20 protein-coding genes are annotated in these 22470 nt (G+C 61.1%); 11 read left to right on the plus strand and 9 right to left on the minus strand.

Features of this window, described 5'->3' with window-relative positions; translation table 11 throughout:
- The first annotated feature begins 36 nt into the window (after nt 1-36).
- From whiA to secG, 5 genes are all read left to right on the plus strand, one after another.
- Nucleotides 37-1017: a DNA-binding protein WhiA gene (gene whiA / locus L6963_RS10540; RefSeq protein ID WP_237195868.1), complete on the plus strand. Its 981-nt coding sequence runs from the start codon at nt 37-39 to the stop codon at nt 1015-1017.
- A 302-nt stretch (nt 1018-1319) separates the two neighbouring features.
- The gene (gene gap / locus L6963_RS10545; RefSeq protein ID WP_237185603.1) at nt 1320-2324 is read left to right on the plus strand and encodes a type I glyceraldehyde-3-phosphate dehydrogenase; all 1005 of its coding nucleotides are present in this window, start codon (nt 1320-1322) and stop codon (nt 2322-2324) included.
- A 151-nt stretch (nt 2325-2475) separates the two neighbouring features.
- Nucleotides 2476-3699 (plus strand): phosphoglycerate kinase, encoded by a 1224-nt coding sequence (locus L6963_RS10550; RefSeq protein ID WP_237206895.1) that lies wholly within the window; start codon nt 2476-2478, stop codon nt 3697-3699.
- Nucleotides 3700-3812: 113 nt separating this feature from the next.
- A complete protein-coding gene (gene tpiA, locus L6963_RS10555; RefSeq protein WP_237206852.1) occupies nt 3813-4589 on the plus strand; it encodes a triose-phosphate isomerase in 777 nt (258 codons plus the stop codon).
- 74 nt (nt 4590-4663) lie between these two features.
- Entirely contained in the window at nt 4664-4921 is a 258-nt protein-coding gene (gene secG / locus L6963_RS10560) for a preprotein translocase subunit SecG (protein ID WP_237206851.1), read from the plus strand.
- 72 nt (nt 4922-4993) lie between these two features.
- On the opposite strand, the gene pgl is transcribed toward secG, so the two are convergent.
- The 5 genes from pgl to tkt all read right to left on the minus strand — a co-directional run bounded on the left by pgl (nt 4994) and on the right by tkt (nt 11704).
- The gene (gene pgl / locus L6963_RS10565; protein WP_237206850.1) at nt 4994-5767 is read right to left on the minus strand and encodes a 6-phosphogluconolactonase; all 774 of its coding nucleotides are present in this window, start codon (nt 5765-5767) and stop codon (nt 4994-4996) included.
- The gene (locus L6963_RS10570; RefSeq protein WP_237206849.1) at nt 5760-6743 is read right to left on the minus strand and encodes a glucose-6-phosphate dehydrogenase assembly protein OpcA; all 984 of its coding nucleotides are present in this window, start codon (nt 6741-6743) and stop codon (nt 5760-5762) included. Before L6963_RS10570 ends, pgl begins: the two co-directional genes overlap by 8 nt.
- The gene (gene zwf, locus L6963_RS10575) at nt 6740-8275 is read right to left on the minus strand and encodes a glucose-6-phosphate dehydrogenase (protein WP_185172973.1); all 1536 of its coding nucleotides are present in this window, start codon (nt 8273-8275) and stop codon (nt 6740-6742) included. The genes L6963_RS10570 and zwf overlap by 4 nt, the downstream gene beginning before the upstream one ends.
- Before the next feature lie 184 nt (nt 8276-8459).
- The gene (gene tal / locus L6963_RS10580) at nt 8460-9566 is read right to left on the minus strand and encodes a transaldolase (protein WP_237199906.1); all 1107 of its coding nucleotides are present in this window, start codon (nt 9564-9566) and stop codon (nt 8460-8462) included.
- A gap of 26 nt (nt 9567-9592) precedes the next feature.
- Nucleotides 9593-11704 (minus strand): transketolase, encoded by a 2112-nt coding sequence (gene tkt / locus L6963_RS10585; protein WP_237206848.1) that lies wholly within the window; start codon nt 11702-11704, stop codon nt 9593-9595.
- A gap of 478 nt (nt 11705-12182) precedes the next feature.
- On the opposite strand from tkt, the gene L6963_RS10590 reads away from it, so the two are divergent.
- Nucleotides 12183-13142, plus strand: coding sequence for a heme o synthase (locus L6963_RS10590; RefSeq protein WP_423816782.1), 960 nt, complete (start codon nt 12183-12185; stop codon nt 13140-13142).
- Between the two features lie 80 nt (nt 13143-13222).
- Here the strand turns inward: L6963_RS10590 and L6963_RS10595 are convergent, their stop codons facing one another.
- From L6963_RS10595 to L6963_RS10610, 4 genes are all read right to left on the minus strand, one after another.
- Complete coding sequence (locus L6963_RS10595; protein WP_237195883.1) at nt 13223-13558, minus strand: hypothetical protein; 336 nt, start codon at nt 13556-13558, stop codon at nt 13223-13225.
- Nucleotides 13559-14367: 809 nt separating this feature from the next.
- Entirely contained in the window at nt 14368-15531 is a 1164-nt protein-coding gene (locus L6963_RS10600; RefSeq protein WP_237206847.1) for a COX15/CtaA family protein, read from the minus strand.
- Between the two features lie 41 nt (nt 15532-15572).
- Nucleotides 15573-16340 carry an ABC transporter permease gene (locus L6963_RS10605; RefSeq protein WP_237206846.1) on the minus strand — a complete coding sequence of 256 codons (768 nt, stop codon included), beginning with the start codon at nt 16338-16340 and terminating at the stop codon, nt 15573-15575.
- On the minus strand, nt 16337-17371 hold the full coding sequence (locus L6963_RS10610) for an ABC transporter ATP-binding protein (RefSeq protein ID WP_237206845.1): 1035 nt from the start codon (nt 17369-17371) through the stop codon (nt 16337-16339). Before L6963_RS10610 ends, L6963_RS10605 begins: the two co-directional genes overlap by 4 nt.
- Nucleotides 17372-17510: 139 nt before the next feature.
- Here L6963_RS10610 and L6963_RS10615 point away from each other — a divergent pair, with 139 nt between their 5' ends.
- The 5 genes from L6963_RS10615 to L6963_RS10635 all read left to right on the plus strand — a co-directional run bounded on the left by L6963_RS10615 (nt 17511) and on the right by L6963_RS10635 (nt 22222).
- Complete coding sequence (locus tag L6963_RS10615) at nt 17511-18269, plus strand: helix-turn-helix transcriptional regulator (RefSeq protein ID WP_237206844.1); 759 nt, start codon at nt 17511-17513, stop codon at nt 18267-18269.
- A gap of 99 nt (nt 18270-18368) precedes the next feature.
- Entirely contained in the window at nt 18369-19826 is a 1458-nt protein-coding gene (sufB, locus tag L6963_RS10620; RefSeq protein WP_237206843.1) for a Fe-S cluster assembly protein SufB, read from the plus strand.
- A gap of 3 nt (nt 19827-19829) precedes the next feature.
- Complete coding sequence (gene sufD, locus L6963_RS10625) at nt 19830-21077, plus strand: Fe-S cluster assembly protein SufD (RefSeq protein WP_237206842.1); 1248 nt, start codon at nt 19830-19832, stop codon at nt 21075-21077.
- Between the two features lie 29 nt (nt 21078-21106).
- Nucleotides 21107-21865 (plus strand): Fe-S cluster assembly ATPase SufC, encoded by a 759-nt coding sequence (sufC, locus tag L6963_RS10630; protein WP_185172967.1) that lies wholly within the window; start codon nt 21107-21109, stop codon nt 21863-21865.
- Nucleotides 21866-21892: 27 nt separating this feature from the next.
- Nucleotides 21893-22222 carry a metal-sulfur cluster assembly factor gene (locus L6963_RS10635; RefSeq protein WP_185172966.1) on the plus strand — a complete coding sequence of 110 codons (330 nt, stop codon included), beginning with the start codon at nt 21893-21895 and terminating at the stop codon, nt 22220-22222.
- The last annotated feature ends 248 nt before the right edge of the window (nt 22223-22470 follow it).

Genomic DNA, 22470 nt, shown 5'->3' on the forward strand with positions numbered 1-22470 from the left:
TTACGAGAGCAGACACAACTTTGGAGGAAGACCCGCATGGCCCTGACGGCATCGGTCAAAGAAGAGCTGGCACACTACGAAGCCACGCGCTCATCCGTGCGCAAAGCTGAGGTAGCCACAATCTTGCGCTTCACGAACGGTCTGCACCTCGTGCAAGGCAAAATCGTGGTCGAAGCTGAAGTTGACCTCGAAACCACCGCAGAGCGCCTGCGCTATAACATCGCCGAAATGTACGGCCATGAGGCTTCCATTACCTCTATCTCCGGTGGCGGGCTGCGCCGGGGCGGGCGTTACGTTGTTCGCGTTGATCAGGGCGGTGAGGCGCTGGCCCGGCAGACCGGTTTGTTAGACGGACGCGGCCGCCCCGTCCGCGGTCTACCCCCTGCCGTGGTCAACGGCTCCCTGGCCGATGCTGAAGCTGTCATGCGCGGGGCCTTCCTGGCTCACGGTTCGCTGACCGAGCCCGGGCGTTCGTCCGCCCTGGAATTTACCTGCCCCGGCCCCGAGGCTGCCCTAGCCCTGGTCGGTGCCGCCCGCCGACTCGACGTGATTGCCAAGGCCCGCGAAGTGCGCGGAGTAGACCGGGTGGTCGTGCGCGACGGTGAGACCATCTCCCTGCTGCTAGAGCGCATGGGTGCTGTTGACGCCCTCGATAACTGGCGGGAACGCCGCGCCCGTAAAGAGGTTCGCGCGACCGCTAACCGCCTCGCTAACTTCGACGACGCCAACCTGCGCCGTTCAGCCCAGGCCGCTGTCGCCGCCGGTGCCCGTGTTGAACGGGCTCTGGAAATCCTGGGCGATAAGGTGCCCGAGCACCTGCGCTACGCCGGTGAACTGCGGGTTGCCCACAAGCAGGCGTCCCTTGACGAATTGGGCCGCCTGGCTGAACCACCCATGACCAAAGATGCTATCGCCGGTCGTATCCGCCGCCTGATTGCCATGGCCGATAAGCGAGCCGCCGAGCGTGGAATCCCGGGTACTGAAGCGGGCGTGAACGGCACAAACCACCCCAACTAGGCTGTGTGGGTTTTTGTTGGTTTGCCCTTTACTGGGTGGTCTTCCTCATGCTCTCACCCGACAAAACCCATATTTGCAGGTCAAAACGGGGGTCAAGCGTCCATAAACGCACGTAAGTCCACTTAAAAAAACGACAGAAACACACCAAAACTCACATAAACAGGGTATGATGGTTAACGAACCGGACGAGAGCTCACCCGCTTGAGCTGAAGGAACCACGTTTTCCCAAGTTCGGCGATGAAACGCCAGAACCGGCGTCTCGTCCACCAACGTCACTAACTGTATCTAGGAGTTTGATTTCAGTGACTGTACGCGTAGCTATTAACGGCTTTGGCCGCATCGGTCGTACCTTCTTCCGCGCAGCACAGCAGCACGGCGAAGGCTTCGAAATCGTTGCTATCAACGACCTGACCGACGTCAAGACCCTCGCACACCTGCTCAAGTACGACTCCATCATGGGTCGCTTCGACGGCGAAGTTGCTGTTTCTGAAAACGGCCTGACCGTCAACGGCAAGGAAATCAAGGTTCTGGCTGAGCGCAACCCCGCAGACCTGCCCTGGGCAGACCTCGGCGTAGACGTTGTTCTCGAATCCACCGGCTTCTTCACCGACGGTGAGAAGGCAAAGGCTCACCTCGAAGCTGGCGCCAAGAAGGTTATCCTCTCTGCACCCGGTAAGAACATCGACGGCACCTTCGTTATGGGCGTCAACGACGACCAGTACGATTCAGCCACCATGAACATCGTTTCAAACGCATCCTGCACCACCAACTGCCTGGCACCCATGGCTAAGGTACTGAACGACAAGTTCGGTATCGAGCGCGGTCTGATGACCACCATCCACGCCTACACCGCTGACCAGCGCCTGCAGGACGCCCCCCACTCAGACCTGCGCCGCGCCCGCGCCGCAGCCCTGAACATGGTTCCCACCTCAACCGGTGCAGCAGCAGCTGTTGGCCTGGTTCTGCCCGAACTCAAGGGTAAGCTGGACGGCTTCGCAGTTCGCGTTCCCACCCCCACCGGCTCCATCACCGACCTGACCTTCACCGCTTCACGCGAAGTTACCGTTGAAGAGGTCAACGCAGCCGTCAAGGAAGCAGCAGAGGGTGCCATGAAGGGCATCATCACCTACTCCGAGGAGCCCATCGTCTCCAAGGACATCGAAGGTGAGCCCGTTTCAACCGTCTTCGACGCACCCCTGACCAAGGTCATCGGCAACCAGGTCAAGGTTATCGCCTGGTACGACAACGAATACGGCTACGTTTCACGCCTGGTCATGTTCACCAACAAGGTAGTTGCAGCTCTCTAAGCTGTCATCCACCGGTCTTTCATGAGACAGCAATAGGATAGGGTTAGCGAATCGACGCGCATACGCGCGGTTCGCTAACCCTTACCTATACCCGGCACCGCCCTGGTGTCCACCCCATTTACCCTCACAAACAATGGAGATGAAAACTCCCATGGCTAAGACTCTCGCAGAGCTCATTGACGGTGGCGTAGCAGGCCGCCGCATTCTCGTCCGCTCCGACCTGAACGTACCCCTCAAGGACGGCGTCGTCACCGATGACGGCCGCGTCCGCGCCTCCCTGCCCGTACTCAAGAAGCTCACCGATGCCGGTGCCCGCGTCATCGTCACCGCCCACCTGGGTCGTCCCAAGGGTCAGGTAGACCCCCAGTACTCCATCAAGCCCGCCGCAGAACGCCTGGCAGAACTGGCAGACTTCCCCGTCATCATCGCAACCGACCTGGTGGGCGAGGACGCCAAGGCTAAGGCCGAGGCGCTGAAGGACGGCGAACTGCTCGTTGTTGAAAACGTACGCTACGACGCCCGCGAAACCTCCAAGGACGACGCCGAGCGCGCCGAATTCGCAGCAGAGCTGGCAGCCCTGACCGGCGAGAACGGCGCCTACGTGAATGACGCCTTCGGTGCTGTGCATCGCAAGCACGCTTCGGTGTACGACATCGCTAAGGAACTGCCCGCATACCTGGGCGACCTGGTCAAGACCGAAGTTGACGTTCTGCAGAAGGTCATCAAGAACCCCGACCGCCCCTTCGTCGTTGTCATGGGTGGCGCTAAGGTCTCAGACAAACTGGCAGTTATCGACAACCTCATCGGCAAGGCAGACACCCTGCTGATCGGCGGCGGCATGGGCTACACCTTCGCCAAGGCCATGGGCTACGAGATCGGCCAGTCCCTGCTGGAAGAAGACCAGATCGAAAACTGCAAGCGCTACATGGAAGAAGCCCCCAAGAAGGGTACCGAACTCATCATCGCCTCAGACATCGTCTGGTCAGATGACTTCTCCAACGACGCTAACACCGAAATCCGCCCCATCGAAGACCTCACCGGCGGCAAGCTGGGCGCCAAGGCAGAGGGTCTCGACATCGGCCCCGCCACCCGCGAACTCTTCGCCCAGAAGATCAAGGAAGCTAAGCTGGTCTTCTGGAACGGCCCCGTAGGCGTCTTCGAAATTGAAGCCTTCGCAAGCGGCACCAAGGCAGTAGCCGACGCCCTCGTCGAGTCAGAGGCATTCTCCATCATCGGTGGCGGCGACTCAGCATCAGCAGTGCGCAACCTGGGCTTCTCCGACGACCAGTTCGGCCACATCTCCACCGGCGGCGGCGCTTCCCTCGAATACATCGAAGGTAAGACCCTGCCCGGCCTCGAAGCACTCGGCGCCTAAAACAACACCACGTGGCAGTAAGCCACCCGGCGGTTAAACCACCAGCGGGCAGGACGGGCGCACCCGCTACGTCCTGCCCACCTACCTCAAGATTTCGCGAAAGGAACGAGCCAATGACTCGCAAGCCCCTCATCGCAGGCAACTGGAAGATGAACATGGACCACACCGAAGGTGTGACCCTGCTCCAGAAACTGGCCTGGACCCTGGACGACACCAACTTCGACTACGACACCGCCGAAGTTGCCGTTTTCCCTCCCTTCACCGACATCCGCTCCGTACAGACCCTCGTTGACGGCGACAAGCTCAACATCGTCTACGGCGGCCAGGATCTCTCAGACCAGGACTCCGGCGCCTACACCGGCGACATCTCCGGTGTCTTCCTCAAGAAGCTCGGCGCAACCTACGTGCTGGTCGGCCACTCAGAACGCCGCACCATCCACGGTGAAACCGACGCCGTCTGCGCCGCTAAGGTACAGGCTGCCTACCGCAACGAGCTCACCCCCGTACTCTGCGTCGGTGAAGGCCTCGACAAGCGTGAAGCCGGCGAGCACGTCGACTTCACCCTGGACCAGCTGCGCGGCTCCATCGAGGGTCTGACCGCAGAAGAGGCTGAGACCCTGGTCGTAGCCTACGAACCCGTCTGGGCTATCGGTACCGGCAAGGTTGCAACCGCAGCTGACGCCCAGGAAATGAGCAAGGCTATCCGCGAGGAACTGACCAAGCTCTACTCCGCAGAGGTCGCCGATAAGGTTCGTGTACTCTACGGCGGTTCCGTCAAGGCAGCATCAGCCCCCGAGATTATGGCAGAGGCAGACGTCGACGGCGTACTGGTGGGCGGTGCATCCCTCGACGCCACCGAATTCGCTAACATCGCACGATACAAGGCCTAAAAAATACCCTAACTAGGGGTATAGTAGATTGGTGGCGCTTCGAAACGCCCTTCAACCCGACTGAAAGGTTCTGCGTGGAAACCCTCAAGATTATCCTGATGGTCCTGATCGCTATCGCGAGCATTCTTACCATCCTGCTGGTTCTACTGAACCGCGGTAAGGGCGGCGGCCTCTCAGATATGTTCGGTGGTGGCATGACCACCTCACTGAACTCTTCGGGCATGGCATCTAAAAACCTGATTCGCCTGACCGTCACAGTAATTCTGCTGTGGGCTTTCGCGATCATCGGTTACGCCCTGGTGATGCGTTTCTCTGAGGTTGCTGTTATCTAGGCTTACATCAAAAATTCCCGCCTACCGGTTCACCGGTAGGCGGGAATTTTTTTGTCTCTGAATACCTGAACTTTAGGAAGCTGAGCCGAGGGCGTCTTCGGTTGCCAGAATCAGGGTTTCGAGCAGGCCGCGGGCCCCAGCTGCCGGGGTCTGGGTGAGGATCTCGGCGGTTAGCTGGGTTTCAGGCAGAGCGGACGCCGCCCGCAGGCGGGCAGTTGCCTCGGCCTTGTCGCTACCGGCAACCAGGAACCAGATGCGCTCTGAGTAGTTGATCACCGGCAGGGTCAGGCTCACGCGGGTGGGCGGGGGCTTGGGGGAGTTGTGCACCGCAAGGGCGGTGGCCTCAGCCTCTAGAATCTCGGCCCGGTCGGGGAAGAGGGAGGCGATGTGGCCATCGGGTCCCATACCCAGCAGGGTCAGGCCAAAGAGGGGGGACGCCTCACCCTCGGGGGCGTAGCGAGCCAGCTCAGCGGTGTAGGCTTCGGCAGCTTCCTCCGGGGTGTCAAAAATATCTGAGGCACCCATGACGTGCAGGTTCTCCTCCGGTAGTCCCAGGGACGTGAGCCAGGCGTCCTTGGCCTGCTGTTCGTTGCGATCAGCGTGGCCGCGCGGCACAAACCGCTCGTCTGACCACCAGAAATGAACCTTGGACCAGTCCACGGTAGCGCTCAGAGGGTTTTCTGCAATACCCGCAAGTACCGCAATGCCCATGGTGCCACCGGTCAGCGAGAGGTGGGCAATACCGCGGGCAGCCACAGCGGTGGCAGCTACATTGATGATGCGGGTGGCACCGGCCAGCTGCAGCTGGGCCTTATCGAGGTGGGGAACGACGATAGGGTTAGGCATCGTAGACCTCCGTGTAATCAGCGTTGTCATCGTGAACGTCATCGGAATTAACATCCACCACGATGTTGCCACTGGCGACAACAGACTTGAGCACCTCGCCGTAGACCTCATCGGGGTCAAGGCGGCGCAGTTCTTCTGCCAGGCAGTCAGCCAGGGAGCGGGCCGGCAGGGAAATCTGCTGGTCGGGTACACCGGGGGAAGAAATGGTAGCAATGTTGCGACCGGGGCGGTGGATGATGATGGAGCCGTCTTCACGTTCAAGTTCTACCTTGTAGAGGCCGCGCTGCACGTCGGTGGTGCGCAGGTGCACCTCAGCGCCCAGGCGGTCACCCAGCCAGGCACCGAGCAGAACAACCGAGGGGCTCATGGATGAACCGGAGACCATCACGCGCTTGACGGGGGCAGGCTCAATCTGGTCGAAGACAGCAGCAATCTGAATACGCCAGAGGGTCAGGCGAATCCAGGCCAGGTCGGTGTCGCCGTCCTTGTAGCTGGCAGCCAGCTTCTCTAGCACACCCAGGGGGTCGTAGGCACGGGCTGAATCGGTGATACGGCGCTGGGCAATCTTGCCGATCGAGTGCTCTGCTGGGTTCTCGGGGACCGAGTGGGGCCACCAGGCAACGATGGGGGAGTCGGGTAGCAGCAGCCCCGAAATCAGGGACTCGGTAGCAACAGCCGCTGAACCGTACCCGCGCAGAATGATGAGTTCTGAAGCACCCGCGTCGCCGCCCACGTAAATGCGGGCATCGAGCCGATCATCGGCGTCCTGACCGTAATCAATGTGCACGATAATGCGGGAAGGGTGTTCGTAGGAGGCCTTCAGGGCCGCCTCAACCGCGGTCTTGGAGTGCCCCTTTTCAGCCAGAATAACCAGGGTCAGCACGCGAGAGGACGTGGTTGCCCCCTCCTCACTGCGCAGGCGGGAGAGCTCCTTGGCAACCTCGCCCACGGTGGTGTCTTTGAGTTTCTTCATCATGGGCGCCTCCAAGCACGGCCGTCGCGTTCTAGCATTTCGTGGGCGGAAGCCGGGCCCCAGGAACCGGGTGCGTAGGCTTCGGGTTTGATCTTGTTCTCTTCCCAGTATTCTTCGAAGGGGTCAAGAATCTTCCAGGAGAGTTCGACCTCTTCGTGGCGGGGGAAGAGCGGGGGCTCGCCCAGTAGCACATCGAGAATCAGACGCTCGTAGGCCTCGGGGGACTCTTCGGTGAAGGAGTGGGAGTAGCCAAAGTCCATGTTGACGTCGCGGATTTCCATCTGGGTGCCGGGCACCTTCGAGGCAAAGCGCAGGGTCATTCCCTCATCGGGCTGCACGCGAATCACAATCGCATTCTGGCCGGAGCTATCGGCGCTGCCGCCAAAGAGCAGGTTGGGAGCCTTCTTGAAGACCACGGCAATTTCGGTGACGCGGCGGCCCAGACGCTTACCCGCGCGCAGGTAGAAGGGCACGCCCGCCCAGCGGCGGGTGTTTATGTTCAGCTTGAGGGCGGCGAAAGTTTCGGTGCGGGAGTCGGCGGGAATGTCGTTCTCGTCAAAGAAGCCGTTGACCTCTTCACCGCCCTGGTTGCCGGCAGCGTACTGGCCGATGGCAAAGGCTGAGGCAATATCATCGGGAATCTGGACTGCCTCAAGCACCTTGGCCTTCTCGGCGCGCAGGTGCTCAGCGTTGAAGCTGACGGGCTCTTCCATGGCAGTGAGTGCCAGCAGCTGCAGCAGGTGGTTCTGAATGACGTCGCGGGCAGCGCCCACGCCGTCGTAGTAGCCAGCGCGGGTACCGATGCCGATGTCTTCGGCCATGGTGATCTGCACGTGGTCGACGTTGGTGGCGTTCCACAGGGGCTCGAACATCTGGTTGGCAAAGCGCATGGCCAGAATATTCTGCACGGTTTCCTTGCCCAGGTAGTGGTCGATACGGAAGACCGAATCGGCGGGGAAGACCCGCTCAACAATGGCGTTGAGCTCGCGGGCGGTTTCGAGGTTGTGGCCGAAAGGCTTTTCGATAACCACACGGCGCCACCCCTCGTGCTGGTTGTGGTTGGCCAGGTCGTGATCGGCTAGCTTCTGTAGTACCTGGTCGAAGTCCTTGGGAGGAATTGACAGGTAGAAGGCGTGGTTGCCGCGGGTGCCTCGGGTTTCGTCGAGCTCTGCCAGGGTTGCCTTGAGCTTTTCAAAGGACTCATCGGAGTCGAAGGTGCCGGTGACAAAGCGAATGCCGGCAGCGAACTGGTTCCAGACGTCCTCGCGAAAGGGGGTGCGGGCGTGGGCTTCAACGTGCCCGCGCACCTCCTGCTGGAAGTCCTCGTGGCTCCACTCGCGGCGTCCAAAACCCACCAGGCCAAAGCTGGGCGGGAGCAGGCCGCGGTTAACCAGGTCATAGACCGCGGGGAGTAGTTTCTTGCGCGCAAGGTCGCCGGTGACGCCGAAGAAGACCAGGGAGGACGGGCCTGCCACGCGGGTCAGTCTGCGGTCGCGCGGGTCGCGCAGGGGGTTTGAATCGTGAGTGTTGGCCACCGCCGTGAATCCTTCACAGGTTGGTTGGGGCGGCAGCTGTGAAAGGTGTGGGTGCTGCCGCGGTTCTCTTGTTCTAGTGTACTAGTGCCCACCGCCGGCGGGTGCTTGCCGCCGGGCTGGGGTGATGGTGAGCGGGTGCAGTGAGGGTGGGGGATACGACCCCCACCCTCAGCGTGAAACGGTACTACTTGCTGTCAGCCAGTGCGGCGGTGACGGTGTTGAGCAGTTCCTTCCAGGAGACCTCGAACTTCTCAACGCCTTCGGTTTCCAGCTTTTCTACCACGTCGTTGTAGGAGATACCTACAGCTTCGAGCTGGTTGAGGATCTCGGTGGATTCCTCGTAGGTGCCCTCGATAGCGTTACCGGCAACCTCTGCATGGTCGAAGGTTGCGTTGAGGGTTGCCTCGGGCATGGTATTGACGGTGCCGGGGGCTGCAATTTCGGTGACGTAGAGGGTGTCGGGGTAGGCGGGGTTCTTCACGCCGGTGGATGCCCAGAGCGGACGCTGGCGGTTGGCACCTGCGGCTTCCAGACGAGCCCAGCGCTCGGAGGAGAAGGCCTGCTCGTAGACTTCGAAGGCCAGGCGGGCGTTAGCTACACCGGCCTTGCCGCGCAGGGCGAGGGCTTCGTCGGTGCCGATGGCCTCAAGACGGGCATCGATTTCGGTGTCGACGCGGGAGACGAAGAAGGAGGCAACGGAGTGGATCTTTGAGAGGTCCTTACCGTTTTCCAGTGCCTTTTCGAGGCCCAGCAGGTAGGCGTTGATGACGGCGCGGTAACGCTCCAGGGAGAAAATCAGGGTGACGTTGACCGAGATACCTTCAGCCAGGGCCTCAGCGATGGGCTCTAGGCCCTCTTCGGTGGCGGGAATCTTGATCATGACGTTGTCGCGGCCAACTGCTGAGTAGAGTTCCTTAGCCTGGGCCAGGGTTGCAGCTGATTCGCGGGCCAGCAGGGGAGAGACCTCGATGGAGACGCGGCCGTCAAAGCCCTGGGTTGCCTCGTAGATGGGGGCAAACACGTCGCAGGCGTCGCGCACGTCGTCAATCATGGCAGCAAAGCCAGCTGCCTCTGCTTCGGTGCCCTCTGCTGCCAGCTTCTTCATCTGCTCGGCGTAGGCTGCGCCGTTCGACAGAGCGGCAGCGAAGATGGAGGGGTTGGTGGTTACACCGACCACGTTCTTGGTGTCGATGAGCTCCTGCAGGTTACCGCTGGTGAGGCGCTCGCGGGAGAGGTCATCGAGCCAGATGGAGACGCCTGCGTCTGAAAGCTTCTGGGTGGGGGTAGTCATAATGTTTTCCTTAACTTGACGTTCGGTTAGCGGGCAGCGGCGATGGACTCGCGGGCCTTGGCTGCGACGTTCTCGGCGGTGAAACCGTAGTCGGCGAAGAGTTCCTCGGCGGAGGCTGAGGCACCGTAGTGTTCCAGGGAAACGGCGCGGCCTGCTTCGCCCAGAATGTCCATCCAGGGCATGGCCAGGCCGGCTTCAACGGTCACGCGGGCCTTAACTGCGGAGGGGATGACTGACTCGCGGTACTCGGCAGACTCGGCTGCGAACCACTCGCGGCAGGGCATGGAGACAACGCGGGCGGCGATACCCTCTTCTGCCAGCTGGGTGCGGGCAGCTAGGGCAACCTCGACCTCAGAACCGGTGGCAATGAGGATGACGTCGGGGGTGCCTTCGGTATCAGCCAGCACATAACCGCCGCGGGCAGCGCCGTTAGCTGAAGCGAACTTCTCGCCCTCGGCGTCCGCGTGCAGGTCTTCACGGGCCACGTTGGTCAGGTTCTGGCGGGAGAGCACCAGGCCGGCGGGGTGGTCCTTGATGTCCAGGATCTTGCGCCAGGCTACAGCGGTTTCGTTACCGTCAGCGGGGCGCACAACATCGAGGTTGGGGATTGCGCGCATAGCGGTCAGGTGCTCAACGGGCTGGTGGGTGGGGCCGTCCTCGCCCAGACCGATGGAGTCGTGGGTCCAGACGAAGATGTTGGGCACACCCATGAGCGCTGCCAGGCGGACGGCCGGGCGCTGGTAGTCGGTAAAGACGAAGAAGGTTCCGGAGAAAGGACGGGTGGGCGAAGACAGCGCGATACCGTTGGTGATAGCTGCGGCGGCGTGCTCGCGAATACCGAAGTGCAGCACACGACCGTAGGGGTGACCGGTCCAGCTCTTGGTGGAGCGGGACTCGGGGTTGAAGGACTTCTCGGTATCGATGGTGGTGTTGTTTGACCCTGCCAGGTCGGCTGAACCGCCCCAGAGCTCGGGCAGAACCGGAGCGATTGCGTTGATGACCTTGCCCGATGCTGCACGGGTTGCGATGGAGGTGCCAGCCTCAAAGGTGGGCAGGGCCTCATCAAGCTCGGCGGGGAGCTCGCCAGCAACCAGGCGCTCGTAGAGATTGGCCTGCTCGGGGTTGGCGGCAGCCCAGGCATCGAAGGACTTCTGCCACTCGTCGCGCTCAGCTGCGCTGCGCTCAACCAGGGCGCGGGTGTGCTCAAGAATCTCGGGCTCTACCACGAAGTGCTGTTCGGGGTCGAAGCCCAGTACCTTCTTGGTGGCTGCAACTTCGTCGGCACCCAGCTTGGAACCGTGGATGCCACCGGTGTTCTGCTTGGTGGGGGCGGGGTAGCCGATAATGGTGCGCAGCTCGATGAAGGAGGGCTTGTCGGTGACCTTGGTTGCTGCGACGATAGCGTCGTAGAGGGCCTCGACGTCTTCCTTGTAGTCGCCGCCAGCGGTCCAATCGACCTTGGCAACGTCCCAGCCGTAGGCCTCGTAGCGGGCTGCGACGTCCTCGGTGAAGGCGACGTCGGTGTCATCTTCAATGGAGATGTGGTTGCGGTCGTAGATCACGACCAGGTTGCCCAGCTGCTGGTGGCCGGCCAGAGCGGACGCCTCGGCGGTCACACCCTCCTGTACATCGCCCTCAGAAGCAATGGTGAATACGGTGTGGTCAAAGGGGGAAGTGCCGGGGGCAGCTTCGGGGTCGAAGAGGCCGCGCATGCGACGCTGGGCGTAGGCAAAGCCCACAGCGGACGCCAGACCCTGGCCCAGGGGGCCGGTAGTGATTTCGACGCCCTTGGTATGGCCAAATTCGGGGTGGCCGGGAGTCAGGGCGCCCGCGGTGCGCAGGGCCTTAATGTCGTCAAGTTCCAGACCAAAACCACCCAGGAACAGCTGGTTGTACAGGGTCAGTGAGGTGTGGCCGGGGGAGAGAATAAAGCGGTCACGACCCTCCCAGCGGTCATCGCGGGGATCTTGACGCATGACCTTCTGGAAGAGCAGGTAGGCCACAGGAGCCAGGCTCATCGCGGTACCGGGGTGGCCCGAGCCAACCTTCTCAACGGCGTCCGCAGCAAGCACGCGAGCGGTATCAACCGCGCGCTGGTCTTTCTCGGTCCATTCAAGCTTCTGATTCAGGTTAGGCATCAGCCGTCCTCTCTCAATCTGGCTACCCAGAAATATTCATCAAACTTATCCTTCTACCCGCCCACCGACGCCCAGCGAGACAAGCCCACACAAGCACACGGTAAAACCGGCAAAAGACGCTACTTCCAGGATAGTTCACCTGCGCATATGTGGGCTTGGTTTGCCTCTCAGCGGACGCCCCCGCTTTAGGGGTGCGCTTAATCTATTAGCCAGGGGGTAGGTAGGCGTTATACGATGTAATTTGACCAAAAGCTCTTTTGGCGTGCTCACAAACCGGCCAACCCCGGCTAAAAGTGATGGGCACCACCCCAAAAATCGGTGTGAGGGGCACCCGGGCGCGCAGACGGCGTCCGCACCCCAACACGCCGAAAACCGCTACCTGTTTCACATAGTGAATCACCCGGCGGGGGAACCGAAGAGCTGAACACACAACAGTCAAGGGAAGTCAGCATACGTGAAGGGCCATGGCATCAACACCGTGATCGACCGTACCGAAGAAGGCCAGCAAACCCCCGCTGCGCCTGCACCCGGCCGCGTCTCCCTGGGTCGTAAAATTAGGGCCTACATTCACCTCACGAAGCCTCAAATTATTGAGCTGCTTCTGGTAACCACCGCGCCCACCATGATTTTTGCTGCCGGTGGCTTTCCCAACCTCTGGCTGGTGCTCCACACCATGATTGGCGGGTCACTTGCCGCTGGTGCGTCCTGTGCCTTCAACTGCTATATCGACCGCGAAGCTGATCGACTGATGAAGCGCACCGAGAAGCGTCCGCTGGTCACCGGCGAGCTGACTGACCGGGAAGCCCTTATCTTTGCCTGGGTGCTGTCGGTTGTTTCAATCGTGTATCTCTACTTCCTGGTGAACCCGCTGGCTGCCGGTCTCGGTGTCGTAGCGATTTTCCTCTACGTTGTCTTCTACTCCCTGTGGCTGAAGAAGCGCACCAAGCAGAACATCGTCTGGGGCGGCCTGGCGGGCTGCATGCCGGTCTTTATCGCCTGGGCGGCTGTAGAGAACACCATTTCTTGGGCAGCTGTGGTGCTCTTTATGGTGATTTTCCTCTGGACACCCCCGCACTACTGGCCTCTGTCGATGAAGTACGCCGAGGACTACCGGGCCGCCGGCATTCCCATGCTGGGTGCGACCGATTCTGCTAAGAGTGTTTCGGTGCAGGTGGTGCTGTACGGCTGGGCCATGGTGATGTGTTCCCTGCTGCTGGTGCCCCTGGGCGGCGCTGGCTGGGTGTACACGGCGACCGCTGTGCTGATTGGGGCCTGGTTCCTCTACCACTGCCACAAGCTGCACCGCCTGGCGCTGGCGGAGCAGGCAACCAGCCGGACAGCTATGGTGGTCTTCCACGGCTCAATCACCTACCTGACCGTGCTGTTCATTGCCCTCGCAGTCGACCCCTTCGTGGGCGGCCCGGTGCTCCCCCTCTAAACAGGTAGGTACCATCTAAATCAGAAAAACCCACCAACTAGGTGGGTTTTTCTGATTTAAATGGTCTTTTCTGGCGGACGCTAGCGGTTAAGGAGGTAACGGATTTCGGCAACGATTTCTGCCCGACGTGTCATAAGATCAACCCATCGATACCGGCGGACTGTCCACCCCGAATTTTGGAGAAGAGACTCCCGACGGCGCTCAGACCACTCAGCATCTTGTCGTGGGCCGAAGTTCTCATACTTGACCTCGCCATCAAACTCAAGGGCAATCATCTGATCAGGGTAGGCCAAATCAAGCCTGAAACGTAGCCCGCCAACGGTTACCTCAACCTGTTCGGCCGGTGCTGGCAGACCCGCATCAATCAAGATAAGACGAAGTAAGGTTTCACCCGGGCTTTCGGCATGGGGGCTCATACCCAGTGCAACCCTTCGGCATTTGCGAGAACCCCACCCAACTATCTGAGAAAGCTCGTGTGAGAGTTCCTCCACACTCACCAGTTTTTGGTTCAAGGCACTATCTGCGATGACGGTTGACTCGTTTACGGGAAGATACCGCGCGCAATCTACCACCGTCTGAAGCAAGCCTGTCACTCTCAAGCCGCCCACGAGCGTCCTGTGCTCCTCTATCGGTTTGTAGGTGTAATGTTTGCGGGTTCCGGCAGCCCGTCCGCGTGAATCTGGTGGGCCAACGATATCGACTGCTGGCGGGGTTTTCGCTAGAGCTAATCCGTGTAGGCAAGCGGCAGCGGCGTGCGAAAAAGTGGTAGATGGGTCTGACAGGTGTACTGCGGCGATCTGGACTCTGTAGATTTCATAGGGTTTCAGGGAGTCCCACCAGGCTGTTGGGCAGTAGATACCCTTTCTGACGCGTGTGAGTTTCTGGGTTTTTACGTCTCGGTTGATGTGGTCGTAGGTGTAGCCCTGGTTCAGAAGCTGCCGGGCCGTGCGGACTGCGTTGATGTATTCATGCATTGACATGGCTCTAGACTCACTGATGCAGTCTCACTTTTGCTAGAGCCAGTGCAGTCTGTGGATAACCTGAAGGCGGGTGAAGCGAGAAAATTCAAGGGAATGAGCCCTGACACGGTAGTAAGTTGGTGCAGTGATGACGCCTCTATGAAGCATTGGCGCGCGCCTGTGGAAAAGACCATTTAAATCAGAAAAACCCACCTAGTTGGTGGGTTTTTCTGATTTAGATGGTACCTACTGGAGGAGGAGGAGGGCTACGCCGTCCGGACGCGCCCCGCCGCCTTCTCGCGCGCAGCGGGGGATGACAGCACCAGCTGACGCTCAAACAGCGAAGACGCCGCCAGAGCGAACACACCCGACCCGATCAGGTGCATCTCCACCAGCCAAATCGGCAGCCCGTTGAAGTACTGGGTGTAACCCACGATAGCCTGGTAGCCCAGCACCGCCAGCACAAAGGCCAGAGACTTCCCAAAGATAGGGGCCCACCCCTTTGACCGCCACAGCGCAAAGAAGCCCAGCACCGAAGCGCAGTAAATCCACACAAGAGAACCGTGCAGGCGGGTCACCCACACCGGGTTAAAAGCGTGGCGGTGGGTTTCGGCGTCCCCGGCGTGCGGGCCGGTGCCCGTAGTAACGGTGCCCATGAACATCAGCGCAACAACCAGCACCACACCGATCCAACCGAGTGCCCGCATGAGATGGGCGGACGCGGGGGCGGCGGCGTCCGCACCCCGAGACTGGCCAGCGGGGGAAAGACCTTCGCGGGCTGCGGTTCCCTCAAAGTAGCGGTAGACGCGGTTGAGGTAGATACCGGCGATCATGATCATCAGGGCTGAAAGCATGTAGTGGGCGGTAATCATCCAGGGGTTGAGGCGCAGCCAGACCGAAATACCGCCGACCACAGCCTGCACCGGAATACCCCAGAGCAGCAGTAGGGTGAGGTTAAAGAGATCGGAGTAACGAGACCGAGGGGCTACGAGACAGCGGGCTTCGAACCAGGCGCCCAGGCCGCCAGCTTTGTAGGCCTCTGGGCGGGCACCAACGAGAAGTCCCCACAGGAAAGAGATGGGGGAAAGGCGCTTAGGGAATACCACTCCCAGCACCGCCAGGAAGGCGATGACGGTAACGGCAACCAGTACGAAGGTTAGTAGGCGGTTGCCGAATTCGACCATGCCGTGGATGCCCATTTCGGGGGTGGTGGTCCAGGAGCCGTCTGAGGTGCAGCGGGGCCAGGCATCGCAGCCCAGGCCGGAGCCGGTCAGGCGGACGACGCCGCCGGAGATAATGAGCACGATGTTGGCGATGGCTACGGCCCAGGCGGTCTGTCTGATCCAGCGGGTGTAGGAGCGGGGGATAAGTTTTTCACCCAGGCTGGCTTGCTGGTTGGCGCCGGGGGTGGGTGTGTGCGTGGTCGGCATGGAGCTTTCCTTCACGAGGGTTGCGGACGGTGTGGGTCAGGTTAGGCTGACCATTTGAAGAATCGGGTGGCCAGGGTGGTAAAAACGACGGTTGCTATTACCAGGATGAGATGGGGGAGCAGCAAGAAGCTGTGGTAGATGTAGTCCCCGCGCAGGGCGTTGCCTAAGGCGGCTGAGGGCAGCAGGTCGATGATGGAGCCCAGCCAGCTGGGGTAGCGGTCGGTGGGAATCAGGATTCCCCCGGCTGCGGCCAGCAGCACCCAGGCCATGTTGACGATAGCCAGGGTTGCTTCGGCACGCACGGTCCCGGCGATGAGTAGCCCCAGGGAGGTGAAGCAGGCTGCCCCCAGTAAGAGGGTCGGCAGGGACATGAGGACGCCGGGCACGGTGGCCGTCCAGCCCAGCAGCTGGCCGAGTGCCCCCACCAGCAGGTACTGAATTAGGAGGACCGCGAGCACCGCCAGCACCTTGCCCGCGATCAGGCCGCCCTTGCCGAGCGGGGTGGTGGAGATAAAGCGCAGCACCCCGTAGCGGCGGTCGAAGCCGGTGGCAATACCCTGACCTGAGAGCGCGGTGGAGAGCACGCACAGGGCTAGCACGCCGGGCACAGCAATGTCGACGCGGCTTACCCCGTAGCGGTTCGCCCAGGGGTCGAGAAAGCCGGTGTAGGCAAGTGCCAGTAGGCCCATGATGGGGAAGGCGATGTTCAGCATGAGCTGCTCACCGTTTTTGAGCATGGCGATGGTTTCGAACTTGCCCTGGGCTAGCACACGGGTGAGGGCTGGTGCTGCTGTTGAGGTGGTGCTCATCGGATATCACTGCCTGATAGTTCGAGGAAGACGTCTTCTAGTGTTCGGCTGGCCAGGGAGAATTCGCCGGGCATGTAGCCCTGGGCTGCCCAGTAGGCGGTGAGGTCGGCTAGGTACTGGGCCGTGAGCGGGCCGGTGAGCTGGTAATGACCCTGGGGCTCTTCGACCAGGTGCAGGGGGGAGTCGCCTGCGGGCCAGATGGCTGCAAGGGTGATGCCGGGCGGGGCGGTAAAGGTGAGGCGGCGGGCGTCGTCCTGCCCGCTGGCTAGCACCTGGACCATGGTTCCGGCCAGTACGACTCTGCCGTGCTCAATCATGTAGACGTAGTCGGCGATGCGCTGGGCGTCGTCGAGCAGGTGGGTGGTGAGTACAACGGCTACGCCAGCGTCGCGCTGTTCGCGGATGATGTCGAAAACGACGCTGCGTGATTGGGGGTCAAGGCCGGCGGTGGGTTCGTCGAGAAAGAGAATGTCGGGCCGGCCGATGATGGCAGCTGCCAGGGCGACCCGCTGCTTTTGCCCGCCCGAGAGTCTGCGGATGGTGGTGCCGTTAAAGGCATCAATCCCGAGTCGGGCTGCTAGGGCGTCAACGTCGAGGGGGTTGGTGTACATGCTGGCGATGTGCCGCAGCAGGGGAAGCGGACGGACGGACGGGGGTAGGCCGCCGTCCTGCAGCATGATGCCAACGCGGGCACGCAGTTCAGGGGAGGCCCCCCAGGGGGTGCGACCGAGCAGGGAGATGCTGCCGCCGGTGGGTTTGAGCAGACCCTGGGCGCAGGCTAGGGTGGTGGTTTTCCCGGCCCCGTTAGCTCCCAGCAGAACCGTTACCTGACCCGGTTCAATGGTGAGGGAGAGGTGGTCTACCGCTCGTTTGAGCCCCTCGCTGGTGAGGGCTTCGGGGTGCTTGCGCGCGAAGTCCTTGGAGGGGGTGAAGTCCTTGACCAGGTTGTCAATGATGAGAGCGGCGGACGCGGGTGCGTCAGATACGCTCTCACGTGGGCTAAGGCTGGGGGGCAGGTGGTGTGTCGTCACCCGTCTATTCTAGCCCTTTCGTTTCGGCTCTGGGCGGACGCCTGCTGCCGTACTGCCTTAAATAGGTAGTCCTTACTAGCTTAAAGGACCCCAATTACGACATACTTTATTTGTGTATTCCGCAGAGAAAGGCAGAACTGTGACCACTAAAACTGCCCGCCCTGCAGAAACAGAGGAACGCACGCGCGACCGCGTGCTCCAGGGAGTTCTCACTCACGGCCCTGTTTCTGCGGCCAAACTGGGTGAACTGCTCAGCCTCACCCCGGCAGCCGTCCGCCGCCACCTCGACGCGCTTGAAAAGAACAGCCTCATCGAGGTTGCCTCCCACCGCCAGCACGGTGCCGGAGCGGGCCGTCCCGCCCGCCGCTACGTCATCGCCCCGCAGGGGCACAGCGAACTGGGCAACGACTACCTCGACATCGCCCGCGACGCCCTCACCATGCTGAAGGACGCCGTCGGCGAAGACGCCCTGCGCCAGTTCGCCTCAGCCCGCGCCCACGACATGGCAGAGCGCTACCGCCCCATCGTCGAAGCGGCAGGCGATGACGTCTCAGCCCGCGCCGAAGCGCTCGCAGAAGCAATGACCCACGACGGCTTCGTCGCCACCGCCAACGAAATGGCCCCGACTGTTGGCATGCGGTCTAAGCTGCCCGATAACCTGCTGGCCTCCATCCAGCTCTGCCAGGGCCACTGCCCCGTACGAGATCTAGCCGAAGACTTCTCCGTCTTTTGTGACCAGGAAACCGAGATTATCTCCGAACTCCTCGGCGTCGATGTGCGCAGACTCTCCACCATGGCAGGTGGCGCCCACGTCTGCACCACCCACATCCCGCTCGGCCGCCCACCGGCGTCCGCACCGCAGACCCCCGAAGAAACCCCAGGCGACACCGCCCCCTAAACTTTCCACCGGCAGGACCTGCCTCGCAGAGCCTCGCCACTGAGAAGAAGATTTCACCGACTTACCTCGGTGAAAACCAACCCACCAAGAAAGGCCGTAATGACTGAACAGGTTGAGCGCACCGCCAACAACACCGTCATTTCAGAAATTCTGGAGGCAAACCCCGAACTCGAAGGTATCGGTACCTACGAGTACGGCTGGGCTGACTCCGATGAAGCAGGCCAGGCTGCAAAGCGTGGTCTTGACGAAGATGTCGTGCGCGACATTTCAGCCAAGAAGAACGAACCCGAATGGATGCTGGACCTTCGCCTGAAGGCCCTCAAGTTCTTCGACCGCAAGCCCATGCCCACCTGGGGTGCAGACCTCTCGGACATCGACTTCGATAACATCAAGTACTTCGTCCGCTCCACCGAGCGGCAGGCAGAAACCTGGGAAGAACTGCCCGAAGACATCCGCAACACCTACGAGAAGCTCGGCATCCCCGAAGCAGAACGTAACCGCCTGGTCGCCGGCGTTGCCGCCCAGTACGAGTCTGAGGTTGTCTACCACCAGATCCGCGAAGACCTCGAAGCCCAGGGCGTTATCTTCCTAGATACTGACACCGCCCTCAAGGAGCACCCCGAATTCTTCGAAGAATACTTCGGCTCCGTGATCCCCGCAGGCGATAACAAGTTCGCAGCCCTGAACACCGCCGTATGGTCAGGTGGCTCCTTCGTCTACGTTCCCCCGGGAGTTCACGTAGAGATCCCCCTGCAGGCCTACTTCCGCATTAACACCGAGAACATGGGCCAGTTCGAGCGTACCCTCATCATCGCTGACGAGGGCTCCTACGTTCACTACATCGAAGGCTGCACCGCCCCCATCTACAAGACCGACTCCCTGCACTCCGCAGTCGTTGAGATCATCGTGAAGAAGAACGCTCGCGTTCGCTACACCACCATCCAGAACTGGTCCAACAACGTCTACAACCTGGTGACCAAGCGCGCCATCGCCCACGAGGGCGCCACCATGGAATGGATCGACGGCAACATCGGCTCCAAGGTCACCCAGAAGTACCCCGCTGTCTACATGGTCGGCGAGCACGCCAAGGGTGAAACCCTCTCCATCGCTTTCGCCGGCGAGGGTCAGCACCAGGACACCGGTTCCAAGATGGTTCACATCGCCCCCAACACCTCATCCACCATCGTGTCCAAGTCTGTGGCTCGTAACGGTGGCCGTGCCGCCTACCGCGGCCTGGTGCAGGTGCGCGAAGGTGCCTCCCACGCTAAGAGCTCGGTAGTCTGTGACGCCCTGCTGGTTGACACCATCTCCCGCTCAGATACCTACCCCTACGTAGATATCCGCGAGGACGACGTCACCATGGGCCACGAGGCAACCGTCTCCCGCGTCTCAGAAGAACAGCTCTTCTACCTGCAGCAGCGCGGCCTGCCCGAAGACGAAGCCATGGCCATGATTGTGCGCGGCTTCGTGGAGCCCATCGCCCGCGAGCTGCCCATGGAATACGCGCTTGAACTCAACCGCCTGATCGAACTCCAGATGGAAGGATCCGTAGGCTAAATTATGGCTAACGCAGAAAACCAGGGTCACAACAACCCCGCGATTCCCGGTATGGACCAGGAAGGTGAGAAGCTCGCAACCGAGCTGGCCACCGACGACACCATCCGCGTCTCAAAGCACAACACCGACAAGGTCGAGATTGACGGCTCCCGCGCCGAGCGCAAGACCTCCTACAAGGTTGAAGACTTCGCAGCCCTCACCGGCCGCGAAGAAGACTGGCGTTTCACCCCGCTCAAGCGTCTGGGCGGCCTGCACACCGATGAACTCACCGGTGCTGCCCCCGCCGTAGAGGTCAACGCCCCCGTCGGCGTCCAGGTCGAGACTATCACCCGTGACGACGCCCGCATCGGCTCAGCCGGTATTCCCGAGGACCGCGTAGCGGCCAACGCCTGGAGCACCTTCTCCGAGGCAACCGCCATTACCGTTCCCGCCGAAGCTGAACTGGAAGGCCAGATTGAGGTTGCTATCAACGGCACCCACAAGGACGCCGCGGCCCAGCACCTCTTCATCGAGACCAAGCCCTTCTCCAAGGCCGTTGTCGTGCTGCGCCACACCGGCTCAGCCGTGCTTTCCCAGAACGTTGAATTCAAGGTGGGCGACTCGTCCTCACTGACCGTCATCACCGTTCAGCAGTGGGAGGACGACGCGATTCACGCCTCAGCCCAGTACGCTGCTCTGGGTCGTGACGCCAAGTTCAAGCACGTCAACATCTCCCTCGGTGGCGACCTGGTGCGCGTCACCCCCTCCACCAAGTTCACCGCCCCCGGCGCTGAAACCGAGATGTACGGCCTCTACTTCGTCGATGCCGGCCAGCACATTGAGAACCGTCTCTTCGTGGCCCACACCGAGCCCAACTGCAAGTCCCGCGTCACCTACAAGGGTGCCCTGCAGGGCAAGGGCGCACACTCGGTATGGGTGGGCGATGTGCTCATCGGTAAGGATGCAGAAGGCACCGACACCTACGAGCTCAACCGCAACCTGATTCTCGAAGACGGCCCCCGCGCTGACTCCGTGCCCAACCTGGAAATCGAAACCGGCCTGATTGAAGGCGCCGGCCACGCATCCACCACCGGTCAGCTCGACGAGCAGCACCTCTGGTACCTGCAGGCCCGCGGTATTCCCGAGGCTGAAGCCCGCCGCCTGGTCGTCCGCGGCTTCCTCAACGAGATTATTCAGCAGATCCGCATCCCCGAGCTCGAAGAACAGCTCACCGACGCCCTCGAAGCTGAACTCGCGATTTCCAACAACTAAAGCTTTACCTTTTACAGGAGAAACAAACTATGGCAACCCTTGAAATCAAGGACCTCCACGTCTCCGTTATTCTGGACGACGAAAACACCAAGCCCATCCTCAAGGGCGTTAACCTCACCATCAACTCCGGTGAAATCCACGCCATCATGGGCCCCAACGGCTCCGGTAAGTCCACCCTGGCTTCTACCATCGCCGGCCACCCCAAGTACCAGATTGACTCCGGTGAGATCCTGCTCGACGGTGAAGACGTCACCGAGATGTCCGTCGACGAGCGTGCCCGCGCTGGTCTCTTCCTGGCTATGCAGTACCCCGTTGAAATCCCCGGCGTCACCATGAGCAACTTCCTGCGCTCAGCCAAGACCGCTGTTGACGGTGAAGCACCCGCCCTGCGCACCTGGACCAAGGACGTCAAGGCAGCCATGGAGAACCTCTCCATCGACCCCGCCTTCATCTCACGTAACGTCAACGAAGGCTTCTCCGGCGGCGAGAAGAAGCGCCACGAGATCCTGCAGCTGGAACTGCTCAAGCCCAAGTTCGGTATTCTCGATGAGACCGACTCCGGCCTGGATGTTGACGCCCTCAAGGTCGTTTCAGAAGGCGTCAACCGCGCCCACCAGGCAAACGACATGGGCGTTATGCTGATTACCCACTACACCCGCATCCTGCGCTACATCAAGCCCCAGTTCGTTCACGTCTTCGTGGACGGCAAGATGGTAGACCAGGGCGGCCCCGAGCTCGCTGACCGTCTTGAAGAAGAGGGCTACGAGCGCTACCTGGCTGCTAAGTAGTAGCGGCTGAACTGAAAGGTGACTGCTATGTCAGAAGCCCCCGCTGGTGCCCCCAGCCAAGAGGTCATCGAAGAAGCCCTCATGAACGTGATTGACCCCGAACTGGGCGTCAACATCGTTGATCTGGGTCTGCTCTACGGTATGCGCTGGAATGACGAAGGCGCCCTCGTGCTCGACATGACCCTGACCACCGCCGCCTGCCCCCTGCAGGATGTCATCGAGGAACAGGTTCAGCAGAACCTGGAAACCATGATTGACGAGTGGCACGTGAACTGGGTTTGGATGCCCCCGTGGGGCCCCGAGCGCATCACCGAGGATGGCCGCGACCAGATGCGCGCCCTAGGCTTCAACATCTAACCAACGCGGTTAACATGTGAGGACGCCGCCCCGCACCTTTCTTGCCCTCGGGCAGGGGAGTGCGGGGCGGCGTCCTTGCTGCAACCGGTCATGGTGAGCCGGTGTGGCTGGTTCCACAGTTTGGTCTTTATTGCGCTGAAGACTCATCTTGGGCGCTGCAGGGGCTTTCACGTGGTCATATACCCTGACCGGTTTTTATTTGTGGGCCGGTTGGTGGTGATTAGCCCCAGCAATGACCACAGGCCGCA

The sequence above is a fragment of the Rothia nasimurium genome (assembly GCF_928392795.1).
Lineage (GTDB): Bacteria > Actinomycetota > Actinomycetes > Actinomycetales > Micrococcaceae > Rothia > Rothia nasimurium_F.

What these genes read in the sequence shown, in the direction of transcription:
- L6963_RS10600 (WP_237206847.1), bottom strand. Translation starts at nt 15,531, where the DNA reads ATGCCGACCACGCACACACCCACCCCCGGCGCCAACCAGCAAGCCAGC.
- sufB (WP_237206843.1), top strand. Translation starts at nt 18,369, where the DNA reads ATGACTGAACAGGTTGAGCGCACCGCCAACAACACCGTCATTTCAGAA.
- tkt (WP_237206848.1), bottom strand. Translation starts at nt 11,704, where the DNA reads ATGCCTAACCTGAATCAGAAGCTTGAATGGACCGAGAAAGACCAGCGC.
- sufC (WP_185172967.1), top strand. Translation starts at nt 21,107, where the DNA reads ATGGCAACCCTTGAAATCAAGGACCTCCACGTCTCCGTTATTCTGGAC.
- L6963_RS10550 (WP_237206895.1), top strand. Translation starts at nt 2,476, where the DNA reads ATGGCTAAGACTCTCGCAGAGCTCATTGACGGTGGCGTAGCAGGCCGC.
- tal (WP_237199906.1), bottom strand. Translation starts at nt 9,566, where the DNA reads ATGACTACCCCCACCCAGAAGCTTTCAGACGCAGGCGTCTCCATCTGG.
- L6963_RS10605 (WP_237206846.1), bottom strand. Translation starts at nt 16,340, where the DNA reads ATGAGCACCACCTCAACAGCAGCACCAGCCCTCACCCGTGTGCTAGCC.
- L6963_RS10570 (WP_237206849.1), bottom strand. Translation starts at nt 6,743, where the DNA reads ATGATGAAGAAACTCAAAGACACCACCGTGGGCGAGGTTGCCAAGGAG.
- whiA (WP_237195868.1), top strand. Translation starts at nt 37, where the DNA reads ATGGCCCTGACGGCATCGGTCAAAGAAGAGCTGGCACACTACGAAGCC.
- tpiA (WP_237206852.1), top strand. Translation starts at nt 3,813, where the DNA reads ATGACTCGCAAGCCCCTCATCGCAGGCAACTGGAAGATGAACATGGAC.
- sufD (WP_237206842.1), top strand. Translation starts at nt 19,830, where the DNA reads ATGGCTAACGCAGAAAACCAGGGTCACAACAACCCCGCGATTCCCGGT.
- L6963_RS10635 (WP_185172966.1), top strand. Translation starts at nt 21,893, where the DNA reads ATGTCAGAAGCCCCCGCTGGTGCCCCCAGCCAAGAGGTCATCGAAGAA.
- pgl (WP_237206850.1), bottom strand. Translation starts at nt 5,767, where the DNA reads ATGCCTAACCCTATCGTCGTTCCCCACCTCGATAAGGCCCAGCTGCAG.
- L6963_RS10595 (WP_237195883.1), bottom strand. Translation starts at nt 13,558, where the DNA reads ATGAGCCCCCATGCCGAAAGCCCGGGTGAAACCTTACTTCGTCTTATC.